This window comes from Saccharomonospora glauca K62, assembly GCF_000243395.2.
Lineage (GTDB): Bacteria > Actinomycetota > Actinomycetes > Mycobacteriales > Pseudonocardiaceae > Saccharomonospora > Saccharomonospora glauca.
This window is the reverse complement of the sequence record NZ_CM001484.1, coordinates 617,820-631,327: the sequence shown is the minus strand read 5'-3', so window position 1 is coordinate 631,327 and position 13,508 is coordinate 617,820. Positions and strand designations below refer to the sequence as shown.

At 69.3% G+C, this 13,508-nt stretch carries 14 protein-coding genes; 10 read left to right on the top strand and 4 right to left on the bottom strand.

All coding sequences use genetic code 11. The features are described 5' to 3' along the window. Window positions 1-30 precede the first annotated feature (30 nt). Together SACGLDRAFT_RS03045 and SACGLDRAFT_RS03040 are read left to right on the top strand one after the other, a co-directional pair. Window positions 31-252: an acyl-CoA carboxylase subunit epsilon gene (locus SACGLDRAFT_RS03045; protein ID WP_005461652.1), complete on the top strand. Its 222-nt coding sequence runs from the start codon at window positions 31-33 to the stop codon at window positions 250-252. 38 nt (window positions 253-290) lie between these two features. Then, entirely contained in the window at window positions 291-920 is a 630-nt protein-coding gene (locus SACGLDRAFT_RS03040) for a Maf family protein (protein ID WP_005461651.1), read from the top strand. 6 nt (window positions 921-926) lie between these two features. On the opposite strand, the gene SACGLDRAFT_RS03035 is transcribed toward SACGLDRAFT_RS03040, so the two are convergent. Beyond that, window positions 927-1,649, bottom strand: coding sequence for a hypothetical protein (locus tag SACGLDRAFT_RS03035; RefSeq protein WP_005461650.1), 723 nt, complete (start codon window positions 1,647-1,649; stop codon window positions 927-929). 181 nt (window positions 1,650-1,830) lie between these two features. Between SACGLDRAFT_RS03035 and SACGLDRAFT_RS03030 the strand changes: the two genes are divergently transcribed. From SACGLDRAFT_RS03030 to SACGLDRAFT_RS03020, 3 genes are all read left to right on the top strand, one after another. Further along, window positions 1,831-3,600, top strand: coding sequence for an acetyl/propionyl/methylcrotonyl-CoA carboxylase subunit alpha (locus tag SACGLDRAFT_RS03030; protein ID WP_005461649.1), 1,770 nt, complete (start codon window positions 1,831-1,833; stop codon window positions 3,598-3,600). Between the two features lie 72 nt (window positions 3,601-3,672). Further along, window positions 3,673-4,077 carry a DUF1707 SHOCT-like domain-containing protein gene (locus tag SACGLDRAFT_RS03025; RefSeq protein ID WP_040919529.1) on the top strand — a complete coding sequence of 135 codons (405 nt, stop codon included), beginning with the start codon at window positions 3,673-3,675 and terminating at the stop codon, window positions 4,075-4,077. Window positions 4,078-4,123: 46 nt separating this feature from the next. Then, the gene (locus SACGLDRAFT_RS03020) at window positions 4,124-4,639 is read left to right on the top strand and encodes a GNAT family N-acetyltransferase (RefSeq protein ID WP_005461647.1); all 516 of its coding nucleotides are present in this window, start codon (window positions 4,124-4,126) and stop codon (window positions 4,637-4,639) included. A 71-nt stretch (window positions 4,640-4,710) separates the two neighbouring features. Here SACGLDRAFT_RS03020 and glpD read toward each other — a convergent pair whose 3' ends face one another. Continuing rightward, on the bottom strand, window positions 4,711-6,426 hold the full coding sequence (gene glpD / locus SACGLDRAFT_RS03015) for a glycerol-3-phosphate dehydrogenase (protein ID WP_005461646.1): 1,716 nt from the start codon (window positions 6,424-6,426) through the stop codon (window positions 4,711-4,713). A 202-nt stretch (window positions 6,427-6,628) separates the two neighbouring features. On the opposite strand from glpD, the gene SACGLDRAFT_RS03010 reads away from it, so the two are divergent. The 5 genes from SACGLDRAFT_RS03010 to SACGLDRAFT_RS02990 all read left to right on the top strand — a co-directional run bounded on the left by SACGLDRAFT_RS03010 (window position 6,629) and on the right by SACGLDRAFT_RS02990 (window position 11,038). Then, window positions 6,629-7,582: an MIP/aquaporin family protein gene (locus SACGLDRAFT_RS03010; RefSeq protein ID WP_005461645.1), complete on the top strand. Its 954-nt coding sequence runs from the start codon at window positions 6,629-6,631 to the stop codon at window positions 7,580-7,582. Between the two features lie 29 nt (window positions 7,583-7,611). Further along, window positions 7,612-9,126, top strand: coding sequence for a glycerol kinase GlpK (glpK, locus tag SACGLDRAFT_RS03005; protein ID WP_005461643.1), 1,515 nt, complete (start codon window positions 7,612-7,614; stop codon window positions 9,124-9,126). A 151-nt stretch (window positions 9,127-9,277) separates the two neighbouring features. Further along, window positions 9,278-9,673, top strand: a complete 396-nt coding sequence (locus tag SACGLDRAFT_RS03000) for a DUF6153 family protein (protein WP_005461642.1) — start codon at window positions 9,278-9,280, stop codon at window positions 9,671-9,673. An 80-nt stretch (window positions 9,674-9,753) separates the two neighbouring features. Continuing rightward, window positions 9,754-10,359, top strand: coding sequence for a DUF305 domain-containing protein (locus SACGLDRAFT_RS02995; RefSeq protein WP_005461641.1), 606 nt, complete (start codon window positions 9,754-9,756; stop codon window positions 10,357-10,359). Between the two features lie 79 nt (window positions 10,360-10,438). After that, window positions 10,439-11,038 carry a DUF305 domain-containing protein gene (locus tag SACGLDRAFT_RS02990; RefSeq protein ID WP_005461640.1) on the top strand — a complete coding sequence of 200 codons (600 nt, stop codon included), beginning with the start codon at window positions 10,439-10,441 and terminating at the stop codon, window positions 11,036-11,038. 63 nt (window positions 11,039-11,101) lie between these two features. On the opposite strand, the gene SACGLDRAFT_RS02985 is transcribed toward SACGLDRAFT_RS02990, so the two are convergent. Together SACGLDRAFT_RS02985 and SACGLDRAFT_RS02980 are read right to left on the bottom strand one after the other, a co-directional pair. Then, on the bottom strand, window positions 11,102-11,908 hold the full coding sequence (locus SACGLDRAFT_RS02985; protein WP_005461639.1) for a VOC family protein: 807 nt from the start codon (window positions 11,906-11,908) through the stop codon (window positions 11,102-11,104). A 135-nt stretch (window positions 11,909-12,043) separates the two neighbouring features. Next, a complete protein-coding gene (locus SACGLDRAFT_RS02980; RefSeq protein WP_005461638.1) occupies window positions 12,044-13,444 on the bottom strand; it encodes an NAD(P)H-quinone dehydrogenase in 1,401 nt (466 codons plus the stop codon). Between the last annotated feature and the right edge of the window lie 64 nt (window positions 13,445-13,508).

The window sequence follows — 13,508 nt, the reverse complement described above, 5'->3', positions numbered from 1 at the left end:
TGGTATCCCCGAACCTCCGGAAGGTGGCCGATGGCTGACGAGGGCACCCCGCTGCTGCACGTCGTGAAGGGCCGTCCCGACGACGCGGAACTGGCCGCGCTCACCGTCGTCGTGGCGGGGCTCGCCTCGGCGGGCGCGGCCGGAGGGGAGGCGTCCCGGCCGTCCTCGCGCTGGGCCGATCCCGCCTCCCGGTTGCGGCTGCCCGCCCGGCCCGGCCCCACCGCGTGGCGGGCGTCGGCCTACCCGGCCTGACCGCGGAGCCGCCCCACGGCATGTCCTAGCCTTGCGGGGTGCGTTTCGTCCTGGCTTCCGCTTCCCCCGCCCGGCTGGCCGTCCTGCGTGCCGCCGGGATCGAGCCCGAGGTCGTGGTCTCCGGGGTCGATGAGGACGCGATCGCCGCGTCACTGTCCGATCCCACCCCCGCCGAGCTCGTGACCGCCCTCGCCGCCGCCAAGGCCGACGAGGTCGCCTCTCGCCTGGACGGCGCGGAGGACACCGTGGTGGTCGGCTGCGACTCCATGCTCTCCATCGGCGGTCGGGTCGTGGGCAAACCGGGCACGGTCGAGGTCGCCCGCACGCGGTGGAAGGACATGGCGGGCGGCACGGGCGAGTTGTTGACCGGCCACGCCGTGGTCCGCTCCGGGGACGGCGCCGTGGTGGCACGCGCGGAAGGCACGCGGGTCACCACCGTGCGGTTCTCCACCCCCAGCGACACGGAACTCGACGCCTACCTCGCCACCGGCGAGCCGCTGGCGGTCGCGGGCGCGTTCACGCTCGACGGGCTGGGCGGCTGGTTCGTCGAGGGCGTGGACGGCGATCCGTCCAGCGTCATCGGCATCAGCCTGCCGCTGACCCGGCAGCTCCTCGCGGAGGTCGGGGTCGGCGTGGTCACGTTCTGGGGCGAGCGCGCCCGCTCGTGAGCGGCCTCACCGTACGTCCAGATCCTCCGGGCATTCGGTCAGCTCGGCTTCCCTGACGTCCACCTCGGGCCACCCACGCAGCTCGCTGGGCAGGTTCACGGGTTCCGTGCACCCGACCCGCTCGCCGTCGAGCCGCACCACCTCGGCCAGGACCCCCGGATCGGAGCAACCGGCCCTTCGCACGGTGGGCTCCTCCTCGTCGGTGCAGGTCTGCCGCAGGAGGAGAACCTCGGGCGACGCGGTGCCCACCACGTCGTCGAGCACTATCCCCACGTCGGCGAAGTGGACGCCGCCCACGGCCTCCCAGGAGTCCGCACGCCAGGCGTGCACCTCCCCCGCCGTGCCACCGTCGAGAGGCCCCCGCACGAGACACACGGGAGTCGCGCTCGCCGCACACCGCAACGAGTCGTGGTGGAGCCGCACCCCCTGCTCGGTCAACGCCATGGCAGTGACCGTCCCGCCCGAGGGCGCACCCGCTCTGAGCCTGCCGTGACCGCCCTCGCGATCGGCCAGGAGCTCCACCGGCATCCCGTTGACCACGGTGGACGCGAGCACCCGGCACGGTTCGTCGCCGCACCCGACGTCGTCCGCCGACCGCGGTGGCTCGGGCCGCGCGGGATCGGACGCGGTCGACCCCCACACGGCGGCGGCCACCTGGGCGGCGAGGGCGAGAACCCAGGCAACCGCCACGGTCACCACCACGCTCCGGGGTGGCGAAGCGCGCGTCACGACCGACCTCCTCACTGCTTTTTGCGAAGAGGGTAAGGCAGTCCCCAAGAAGTGGTTCGGACCTTGACCCGCCGACCAGCCGAGACAGTGACTTTCCCTCACGAGGGGTGACTCTTCTCTCGTCTCACCGTCCGGGCGGCGTCCGTAGACTCTCGCGTGAGCAGCTAACGAGGAGGTAAGCGTGCCGGAACCAGCCGCCGTGCGAAAGGTGCTCATCGCCAACCGCGGGGAGATCGCCGTGCGGGTCATCCGCGCAGCACGGGACGCGGGACTGGCCAGTGTCGCCGTCTACGCCGATCCCGACCGCGACGCACCGCACGTACGGATGGCCGATGAGGCGTTCGCCCTCCGGGGTTCCACGGCGGCGGAGACCTACCTCGTCATCGACAAACTGCTCGACGTGGCCAAGCGCTCCGGAGCCGACTCCGTACACCCCGGCTACGGCTTTCTGTCCGAAAACGCCGATTTCGCGCAGGCCGTGCTCGACGCGGGTCTCACGTGGATCGGGCCCAGCCCACAGGCCATCCGCGACCTCGGCGACAAGGTCACCGCTCGACACATCGCCATGAAGGCGGGCGCTCCCCTGGTGCCCGGTACGAAGGACCCGGTGTCGAGCGCCGAGGAGATCGTGGCGTTCGCCGACGAGTACGGGCTACCGGTGGCCATCAAGGCCGCGTTCGGTGGTGGCGGTCGTGGCCTGAAGGTGGCGCGCACGCGGGAGGAGATTCCCGAGCTGTTCGAGTCGGCCACCCGCGAGGCGGTCGCCGCGTTCGGGCGCGGCGAGTGCTTCGTCGAGCGCTACCTCGACAAGCCTCGGCACGTCGAGGCGCAGGTGCTGGCCGACAAGCACGGCAACGTCGTCGTCGTGGGCACGCGCGACTGCTCGTTGCAGCGTCGTCACCAGAAACTCGTCGAGGAGGCGCCCGCGCCCTTCCTCACCGACGAACAGCGCGAGATCATCCACAGCTCCGCCAAAGCCATCTGCCGCGAGGCCGGCTACTCCGGCGCGGGCACCGTGGAGTACCTCGTGGGTGCCGATGGCACGATCTCGTTCCTGGAGGTCAACACCCGGCTGCAGGTGGAACACCCCGTCTCGGAGGAGACCACCGGGATCGACCTCGTGCGCGAGCAGTTCCGCATCGCCGAGGGCGGCACGCTCCCGTTCCCGGAGGACCCGACCCCGCGCGGACACTCCATCGAGTTCCGCATCAACGGCGAGGACGCCGGTCGTAACTTCCTGCCCGCCCCCGGCACCGTGACGAAGCTCGTGCTCCCCACGGGTCCCGGCGTGCGCGTCGACTCGGGGGTCGAGGAGGGCACCGTGGTCGGCGGCCAGTTCGACTCGATGCTCGCCAAGCTGATCGTCACGGGAGCCGACCGGCAGCAGGCGATCGAACGCGCCCGGCGCGCCCTCGACGAGATGACCGTCGAAGGCATCGCCACCGTGCTGCCTTTCCACCGCGCGGTACTGCGGGACGAGGCGTTCGTCGGCGATGGCACGGGCTTCTCCGTGCACACCCGCTGGATCGAAACCGAGTTCGACAACACCATCGAACCGTTCACCGCGCCGAACGAGGTGGCCGAGGACGAGACCCCGCGGCAGACCGTGGTGGTGGAGGTCGGGGGCCGCCGGCTTGAGGTGTCGCTGCCCGGCAACCTCTCCCTCGGGGGCGCATCCCGCACCGCCAAGCCCAAGCCGCGCAAACGCGGGGGCGGCACCAAGACCGTGGCCAGTGGCGACGCCGTCACCGCGCCCATGCAGGGCACCATCGTCAAGGTCGCCGTCACCGAGGGCCAACAGGTGGAGGCGGGCGACCTTGTGGTCGTGCTGGAAGCCATGAAGATGGAGAATCCGGTCACCGCCCACAAGGCGGGCACGGTCACGGGACTGTCCGCCGAAGTCGGTGCGTCGGTGAGCCAGGGGGCCGTGCTGCTGGAGATCAAGGACTGACCCGGCGCGTCGGGGCGTTCACGGAGCGTCGGACGTTGGTGGTCGGCGTCGTCGGCGACCTACCATCGTGTGGTGACCGTCGACCGACCGAACTTCCGCCTCAGCGACGCCGAGCGCGCCGAAGCCCTGGACGCGCTGGCCGAGCACGTTCGCACGGGGCGGCTCGATCTCGTCGAGTACGACGAACGCTCGGCGGCGGTCAGCTCTGCCAAGACGAGGGGTGACCTCGCCGCGGTCTTCTCCGACCTGCCCGAGCCCTACCCCTCCGTGCTGAAACCGGCGCCGGAGGTCGAGGCGGTGCGCGCGACCGTTCCGACACCGCCGCTCGGCCGCCGCCTCTCGGCGATGGCCGTCCCCATCGCGGCGGTGCTGGCCATCGCGCTGTTCTTCACCGCGGGCCGGTTCGGGATCTTCATGTTCGTCCTTCCCGTCGTGGTGGCGCTGCTCGTGGGATCGCTCGGTCGGCACCGCCGCTGAGCGCGCGACACCGCTCGCCGCGGCACGAACTCCTAGACTGCCGAACGTGGAACCGGTCGAGATCAACACGGGTGGGTACTACCTGCGGCAACTGAGGGCGGATCACCTCGTGGACGACCGTCCCGCACTCGTCGCGGCCTTCGCCGACCCGCTCATGCGCCGGTTCGTCTCCTACGTGGTCGACACGCTCGACGCCGCCGGCGACTACGTGCGCCGACGCGCCGAGGAATGGGCCGCCGACCGGCGGTGTTCCTGGGCGATCGCGGAGCCGACGACCGGGGAACTGCTGGGCGAGGTGGGGCTCAAGGACCTCGACCCGACCGAGGGCACCGCGGAGGTGGCCGTGTGGGTCACCCCCGCCGCGCGGGGCAAGGGCGTCGCCACCGCGGTGGTGGGTGCGGTGGTGCGCTTCGGTTTCGACGCGTTGGGGCTGCGGGAGATCTGCTACGCCCACTCACCGGACAACCACGCCTCCCGTGAGGTGGCCCGACGCTGCGGCTTCACCCCGGCGGGCTCCGACGGGGACCTGCTCCGGCACCGGCTAACCGCCACCGACGCCTGACACCACGACGGACCTCGACCCCCGAACGGGAGCGGGGCCACCGGGCTCGGGGAGCCCCGGCTCCCGGAAAGTCAGCTCGCGGCCACGTCGACCAGGCCCGCCCTGGCCTCCGGAGCCGCCAGCCTGCGCGCGTCGGCCCCCTCGTCGTTCAGCTCGCTCTGCGACTCCCGCTCGGCGTTGACCCTCGCGCGGTACACCTCCACCTCCCGCGCCTTCGTCTCGGCGGACCAACCCAGCACCTCACCCACCAGGTCGGCCACCTGCTCGGCGCAGTCCACCCCGCGATGCGGGTACTCGATCGAGATGCGCATGCGCCGTGCCAGCACGTCCTCCAGATGGAGCGCGCCCTCGTGGCTTGCCGCGTACACCGCCTCCACCCGCAGGTAGTCGGGCGCCGCGTCGATCGGCTTCAGCAACTCGGGCCTGTCCTTGGCCTGCGCGAGCACCTCCCACACGAGCGAGCCGTACCGGTCGAGCAGATGCCGCACCCGATACGGATGCAGCCCATGCGTGGCCGCGATCTGATCGGCCTGGTTCACCAGCGCGTGATAGCCGTCCGCGCCCAGCAGCGGCACCTTGTTCGTGATGGACGGTCGAGCTCGCCCCGGCAGGTCGGCCGCCGCGGCGTCCACGGCGTCCGCCGCCATGACCCGGTAGGTCGTGTACTTGCCGCCCGCGATGGCGACCAGGCCGGGAGCCACCCTCGCCACCGCGTGCTCGCGGGACAGCTTCGAGGTCTCCTCGCTCTCCCCCGCCAGCAACGGGCGCAGTCCGGCGTAGACACCCTCGATGTCGTCGTGGGTCAGCGGAGTCGCCAGGACCCGGTTCACGTGGTCCAGAATGTAGTCGATGTCACTCTTGGTAGCGGCCGGGTGCGCGAGGTCGAGGTGCCAGTCGGTGTCGGTGGTGCCCACGATCCAGTGGTTGCTCCGCCACGGGATGACGAACAACACCGACTTCTCCGTGCGCAGGATCAGCCCGGTCTCCGACACGATGCGATCGCGCGGCACCACGATGTGCACGCCCTTGCTGGCCCGCACCCGGAACCGTCCCCGGCTGCCCGCAAGGTGCTGCAGCTCGTCCGTCCACACGCCGGTGCAGTTGACCACGACGGATGCCCGGACGTCGGTCTCCCTGCCGTCCTCCACGTCGCGAACCCGCACCCCGGTGACGCGGTCGGCCTCGCGCAGGAACTTCACGACCTGTGTGGACGTCCGCACCACGGCGCCGTAGTGGGCCGCGGTCCTCGCCACCATCATCGTGTGCCGGGCGTCGTCGGCCGTCGCGTCGTAGTAGCGGATACCGCCGATGAGCGCGTCCCGTTTCAACGCGGGCACCATACGCAGCGCCCCGGCCCTGGTCAGGTGTTTCTGCCCCGGAACCGAGCGCGCGCCGCCCATCGTGTCGTACAGCAGCAGCCCCGCCGCCGTGTAGGGGCGCTCCCACAGCCGGTGAGTCAACGGGTACAGAAAGCTCACCGGCTTCACCAGGTGCGGGGCGATGGTGGTCAGCATGAGCTCCCGCTCCCGTAGCGCTTCCCGCACCAATCCGAATTCGAGTTGTTCGAGGTAGCGCAACCCTCCGTGGAACAACTTGCTCGATCTGCTCGACGTTCCCGAGGCGAGATCGCGCGCCTCCACCAGGGCGACCCGGAGTCCCCGAGTGGCCGCGTCGAGAGCCGCGCCCACGCCGACCACACCCCCGCCCACAACGACGAGGTCGAAACTCTCGCTGCCCAGTCGCTGCCACGACTCCTCGCGATTCGCCGGTCCCAACGACACAGTCACTCTCGCCTCCTCGCCTCGGCGGACATCTCGCCGTCGGATCTCACGTCCACAGCACTTATTGAGCTTCCCACGTTCCGGTGTGGGCAATCAGGGGCAATCAACCTGAACCGCACTGCGCCGTTCAGATGTTGTTCGGGCGGTGTCGACAGAGCACGATGAGGTGAAGGGATAACGACGTCCCGGCTGAAGGCGGAGGTGTGGCATGAGTGTGAAGGACTCCCGTCACCAAACCAGCAGCCTAGCCAGACTTCGGTCGAACACCGGAGGAGAGCTGCTGGCCGAATTCCTGGGGACAGCGGTACTCATCCTGCTGGGATGTGGTTCGGTCGCTGTCGCGCTCGCCGGTCTACCGGGGTCCGGACGACAAATGGACGCCTTCGGACCGGGCAACTGGCTGATCATCGCGTTCGGCTGGGGTCTCGCGGTGACGTTCGGTGTCTACGTCGCGGGCGGGATCAGCGGTGCCCACATCAACCCCGCCGTGACACTGGCATTCGCCGTAAGACGCCAGTTCCCCTGGGCGAAAGTACCGGCTTACTGGGTGGCACAAATCCTCGGCGCGTTCGTCGGCGCGGCCATCGTGTACTGGGTCTACTCCGACGCCATCAACGCGTTCAACGCGGCCGAAGGCTTCGCGGACAAGGCCGAGTCGGTACCGAGCTTCTCCATCTTTGCGACGTTCCCCGCCGAGTACTTCGGAGGCGGAGTGTGGGGGCCGCTGGTCGACCAGATCGTGGGCACGGCCATTCTCGTGTTGGCCATCGCCGCCCTGATCGACAGCCGTAACCAGGCGCCACAGAGCAACTTCGGTCCGTGGGTTACCGGTTTCGTCGTGGTGGCCATCGGGTTGAGCTTCGGCACCAACGCCGGATACGCCATCAACCCGGCCCGTGACTTCGGCCCCCGACTGCTGGCGTTCTTCGCGGGCTGGGGCGAAGCGGCGTTCCCCGGCAACGGCGAATGGTTCAGCAACTACTGGTGGATCCCGATCGTCGGCCCCCTCATCGGCGGTGTGGTCGGCATCCTGGTCTACGACCTCTTCATCGGTCAGGTCCTCAAGGCCAGGCAGGAACTCTCCGGCGAGGTCGAGGCGCCCCCGCCGGGACGGGTGCCCGAGCCCACCGACGAGACCGAGACCCGCAAGTCGGCCGAGTGACCGGCGGCCGAGCACGAGGAAAGGACATCATGGCTTCGTACGTCGCCGCGATCGACCAGGGCACCACGTCGACTCGCACGATGATCTTCGATCGCTCCGGGCAGGTCGTGGCTTCCGACCAACGAGAGCACAAGCAGATCTTCCCCAAGGCGGGGTGGGTCGAGCACGACGCGGAGGAGATCTGGGCCAACGTCAGGGCCACCGCCGCCGGAGCACTCGCCAACGCGGACCTCACCGCGGGGGACATCGCCGCCGTCGGCATCACCAACCAACGCGAGACCACGCTGGTGTGGGACCGCAAGACCGGTAAACCCGTCTACAACGCCATCGTCTGGCAGGACACCCGCACCGACCGCATCATCCAGGAGCTCGGCGCGCTCGGCGATGGGCAGGAACGCTACCGCGACCGGACCGGACTGCCGTTGGCCACGTACTTCTCCGGACCCAAGATCAAGTGGATTCTGGACAACGTGGAGGGTGCACGAGAGCGTGCCGACAACGGCGACCTGCTGTTCGGCAACATGGACACCTGGGTGTTGTGGAACATGACGGGTGGCGTCGACGGCGGCATCCACGTCACCGACCCCACCAACGCCTCGCGCACGCTGTTGATGGACCTCGACACCCTCTCCTGGGACGAGGACATCGCCGCCGACATGGGCATCCCGACGTCCATGCTGCCGGAGATCCGATCGTCGTCCGAGACCTACGGAACCACCCGTGAGCGCGGCGCGCTCGGTGGGGTGCCCATCTCCGGCATTCTCGGCGACCAGCAGGCGGCCACCTTCGGGCAGGCCTGCCTGTCGGTCGGGGAGGCCAAGAACACCTACGGCACCGGCAACTTCGTGTTGCTCAACACGGGCACCGACAAGGTCATGTCGCAGAACGGCCTGCTCACCACCGTCTGTTACAAGATCGGGTCGAAGCCCACCGTGTACGCGCTCGAAGGCTCCATCGCCGTCACCGGGTCGCTGGTGCAGTGGTTGCGTGACAACCTCAAGATGATCAGCTCGGCGGCCGAGATCGAGGACCACGCACGCACAGTGGAGGACAACGGCGGCGCCTACATCGTGCCCGCGTTCTCCGGGCTGTTCGCACCGTACTGGCGTTCCGACGCCCGAGGCGCCGTCGTCGGTCTGACCCGGTACGTCAACAAAGGACACCTGTGCCGCGCGGTGCTCGAAGCCACGGCGTTCCAGACCCGCGAGGTGATCGAGGCGATGAACGCCGACTCCGGTGTTCCGCTGAAGACGCTCAAAGTGGACGGCGGGATGGTGGTCAACGACCTGCTCATGCAGTTCCAGGCCGACATCCTGGGCGTGTCGGTGATCCGCCCCAAGGTCAACGAGACCACCGCGCTCGGCGCCGCCTACGCCGCGGGACTCGCCGTCGGCTTCTGGGAAAGCGAGGACGACATCCGCAACAACTGGGCCGAGGACAAGCGCTGGGAGCCGAACATGGACGAGGCCCGGCGCGAACGCGAGTACCGCAACTGGAAGAAGGCCGTCACGAGGACCTTCGACTGGGTCGAAGACGGCGGCTGAAAACCACGGAAACGGCGTCGGGTCGCCTTCCGAGAGGGTGAAAACAGTGACCCGGCGCCGCCCCCGCAAAGCCCTGCCCACGCGCGAGGCGGTACCGGGTCACTACCCTGGTTCCGGTAGTGACCGACGATTCCTTCGACGGAGAGCCACGGTGACCGACGGACGCCGGAGCGTGATACCACGCTGGCTGCTGCTCTGTCTGGTGTTGCTGGGGCTGGTCACCATGCATCACGTGGTGGACCAGCACAGCGAGCACACCGGCTCCGCGACCGCTCTCCAGCAGGTCGCCGTCGAACACCACGGCCCGGTGCCCGACGATTCGCCGGCACCGTCGCACGACCACTCGTCGGTACTGGGCCACCTGTGCTTCGCGGTGCTCGTCGGCTCGATCGTCCTGCTGCTCGCCGTGAGATTCGTCCGTCGCTTCCCTGGCACCGTCGCCAGGCTCAGACCGCGTGCGGCCCACACCGGTGGGGGACGCGCCCCGCCTGTTCCCCTTCCGCTCACCAGCGGCTTCGCCTACGACCTCTGTGTGCTGCGGCTGTGATGTCACCACGTCGCCGAGCCGAGCTCGTGCGGCGTCCCGGCAGACACAGGTAACGCAGTCAAGCGGAGGAAGAACCCAGCATGAAGAAGTCCCTGGTTCGCGCTGCCCTCGTGGCGGCGATGGCCGCGGCGGTGGCCACCGGATGCGCCGGAGGCGGCAGTACGGAAACCGCGGGTGACGCGGGCTCCCGCCCCGAAACGAGCACGTCGGCGCAACAGCAGGCCCACAACGAGGCGGACGTGGCCTTCGTCCGGCAGATGATCCCCCACCACGTGGGGGCCATCGAGATGGCCGAACTCGCCGAAGGCCGCACCGACAACCCGCAGATCCTCGACCTCGCCGACCGCATCGAACAGGCGCAGGGCCCCGAGATCGAGCAGATGAGAGGCTGGCTCGACGCCTGGGGTGTCGGCCATGACATGCCCGGCATGGACCACGGCGACATGGGTCACGGCGAGATGCCCGGAATGGGCGCCGAGGACATGCGGAAACTCGAACAGGCCAACGGCACCGAGTTCGACCGGCTGTTCCTGGAGCTGATGATCGAGCACCACCAGGGTGCCGTCGACATGTCCAACACCGTGCTGGACAAGGGCAGTGACCCCGAGGTGAAGGACCTCGCCCGTCGCATCATCGACACTCAGGAAGCCGAGATCACCGAGATGCGCTCACTGCTGGAAAGCTGAGCGACTCCCGCCTGCGGGCCCGGCCGCCGGGTCCGCAGGCCCCTTCCCCCTGCCGACCTTCCCACACGAAGGACCTCCGTTGCCGCACACACGTCGCATTCTGCCCTCGCTGGCTCTCCTGCTCACCCTCACCGCCGCCTGCGGCACCGAGAACACCACCGAACCGAGCCCTCCCCCGAGCACGGCGCCGAAAACGGCCTCCGCCACGTCCGAACCCACCAGCGACCACAACCGCGGCGACGTCGAGTTCGCCACCAGGATGATCCCGCACCACGAACAGGCCGTCGTGGTCGCCGACCTCGCCCTGGAACACGCGTCCAACCCGGAGATCGCCGACCTCGCCCGACGCATCAAAGCGGCGCAGGAACCGGAGTTGGAGCGACTCCTAGCCCTGCCGATCCTGTGGGGGGAAACGGCCACACCGGGCGAGGGAGAACGAGACCACGACCACTCACACCTCATGACCGAGGAGACGTTCCAGGCACTCCAGCAGAGCTCGGGGGAGGAGTTCGACGCGCTGTGGCTGCAAACCATGATCGAACACCACGAAGGCGCCGTCCACATGGCCGAAGCTCAACTCCGCGACGGTCGCAACGCTCTCGCCTCGATGTACGCCCAGGACATCATCGACCGGCACAACAAGGAAATCGACGAGATGAGAACACTCGCCGCACAGTAAGGCCCCAGGAACCGGACGCCCTCCCGGCGGCCACCACCGACGGCCCGGTACGGGGGCCCGCCGTCAGAACGGCGAGCCGGCCCGCTGCTCCTCCGGCTCGGCCGCCACGGTGATCACCGACAATGCCACGCCCTGGTTGTCGGCGATGGCGGCCATCCGCCCGTACGGGCTGTCGGTGGGCGGTGAGACCACGGTGCCGCCCAACGCGATCGCCCTGGCCACCGTCGCGTCGGTGTCCGTGACGCCGAAGTACGACATCCAGTGCGGCGGCACGTCGGCGGGCACCTCGGAAGGCAACCTGCCCACACCTCCCACGATGCGGTCGCCCACCAGCAGGGTGGCGTAGTCGAACTCCTCGTCCTCCATGTCCTGGACGGTGTAGCCGAAAACGCGCCGGTAGAACTCCTTCGCCGCCTCGAAGTCACGGGTCATGCACTCGTTCCAGACCAGGGCCGAGGGCATGTCGGTCAGCTGCACGCCAACGGTGTTGCCGGCCTGCCACAGGCCGAACACCGCGCCCGTCGGGTCGGAGGCCATCACCATCCGGCCTTCCGCCATCACGTCCATGGGCGCCATGAGCAGCCGCCCGCCCGCTTCGGTGATCCTCGCGGCCGTGGCGTCGACATCGGAGGTCGCGAGGTAAGTGGTCCAGACCGATGGGGCCTCGCGGTCCGGGGAGGAACCGCCCATCCCGGCCACCACCCGCCCATCCACCGAGCACAGCAGGTAGTTGCCCGCTGCATCACCCTGGTCGGCGAAGTCCCAACCGAACAACGCCCCGTAGAAGTCCATCGCCATTCGGGGATCCGGCACCATGAGGTCGATCCAGCACGGGGTTCCGTCGGGATAGGGCGTGTCGCGAACAGCCATCGCTGGACTCCTGGCGTGCGCTGGTGGACAGAGCTGCCGGCGAGACGTCGATCCACGCCACCGCCGGGTCCATCCAGAATGCGCGCGAGCAGGGACGCCCGCCAACGGAGAGCGTCTCCGCGTAACCCGGAGGCGTCAGTCGAGGTCGTCGTGACGCATGAGCTGACGCCCCGCCTCGGTGATCGACCCGGACAGCGACGGATACACCGAGAACGTCAGCGCCAAGTTGTCCACCGTGAGCTGGTTCTGCACCGCCAACGCGATGGGCAGGATCAGCTCGCTCGCGTTGGGAGCCACCACGACACCGCCCACCACGACACCCGTCGCGGGACGGCAGAACAGCTTCACGAAGCCGTGGCGCACCCCCTCCATCTTCGCGCGGGCGTTCGTGGCCAGCGGCAGCATGATCGTGCGAGCGGGCACCTCACCGGAGTCGATGGCCTTCTGGCTCACCCCCACCGTGGCGATCTCGGGGTGGGTGAACACGTTGGCCGCCACCGTGCGCAGCCGGATCGGCGCCACGCCCTCCCCCAGGGCGTGCCACATCGCGATCCGCCCCTGCATGCTCGCCACCGACGCCAGCATGAGTACGCCCGTGCAGTCGCCGGCCGCGTACACGCCGGGAGCGCTGGTCCGTGAGACCCGGTCGACGTTGATGAAACCACCGGGGCCGGGCTCGATGCCGACCCGTTCGAGGCCGATGTCACTGGTGTTGGGCACCGAACCGACGGTCATCAGAGCGTGGCTGGCCTCGATCTGCCTGCCGTCCGCAAGGTGCACGACCACCCCGTCGTCCGTGCGCTCGACGCGGTCGGCCCGCGCGTGCTTCACGACCGTGGTGCCGCGCTTGGAGAAGACCTCCTCCAGCACCGCGGCGGCGTCGGCGTCCTCGTGCGGCAGCACGCGGTCCCGGCTCGACACCAAGGTGACCTTCACGCCCATCTCGGTGTAGGCCGAGGCGAACTCCGCGCCCGTGACGCCCGACCCGATCACGACGAGGTGCTCGGGCAGTTCACGCAGGTCATAGAGCTGCCGCCAGTCCAGGATCCGCTCCCCGTCCGGCACGGCCCCCGGCAGCACCCTGGGCGTCGCGCCCGTGGCCACCAGCACCACGTCGGCGTCGAGGATCTCCTCCTCGTCGGTGTCGGGGCGGGTCACCCCCACCTTGTGGGTCGCGAGGCCGGGCTCGGCGTCCCGGAAACGGGCCGTGCCATTGATCACGCGCACGCCTTCCCGCTGCACGCGGGCCCGGATGTCGGCCGACTGGGCGAGCGCCAGTCCCCGTACCCGGCCGTGCACGGCCGGCAGGTCGATGGTCGGCGGGCTCACCCGGATGCCCAGCTCGCCGAAGTTCTGCAAGCTCGCCTGAGCGCCGGACGAGGCGATGAACGTCTTGGAGGGAACACAGTCGTACAGCACGCACGCGCCACCGAGACCGTCACGCTCGACCACGGTGACATCCGCGTCGTGTTGTGCCGCGACCAGGGCCGCCTCGTACCCCGCGGGACCGCCACCCATGATCACGATCTTGGTCAACTTCGTTCCCTCCTCAGCACGGCACTGCTCCCCAACTCTATGCGGGGACACACGGAGTGCATCC

Bases quoted from the DNA above. Each gene is read 5' to 3' on its own strand.
- SACGLDRAFT_RS03045 (WP_005461652.1), top strand. From the start codon at position 31: ATGGCTGACGAGGGCACCCCGCTGCTGCACGTCGTGAAGGGCCGTCCC.
- SACGLDRAFT_RS03010 (WP_005461645.1), top strand. From the start codon at position 6,629: ATGAGTGTGAAGGACTCCCGTCACCAAACCAGCAGCCTAGCCAGACTT.
- glpK (WP_005461643.1), top strand. From the start codon at position 7,612: ATGGCTTCGTACGTCGCCGCGATCGACCAGGGCACCACGTCGACTCGC.
- SACGLDRAFT_RS02995 (WP_005461641.1), top strand. From the start codon at position 9,754: ATGAAGAAGTCCCTGGTTCGCGCTGCCCTCGTGGCGGCGATGGCCGCG.
- SACGLDRAFT_RS02985 (WP_005461639.1), bottom strand. From the start codon at position 11,908: ATGGCTGTTCGCGACACGCCCTATCCCGACGGAACCCCGTGCTGGATC.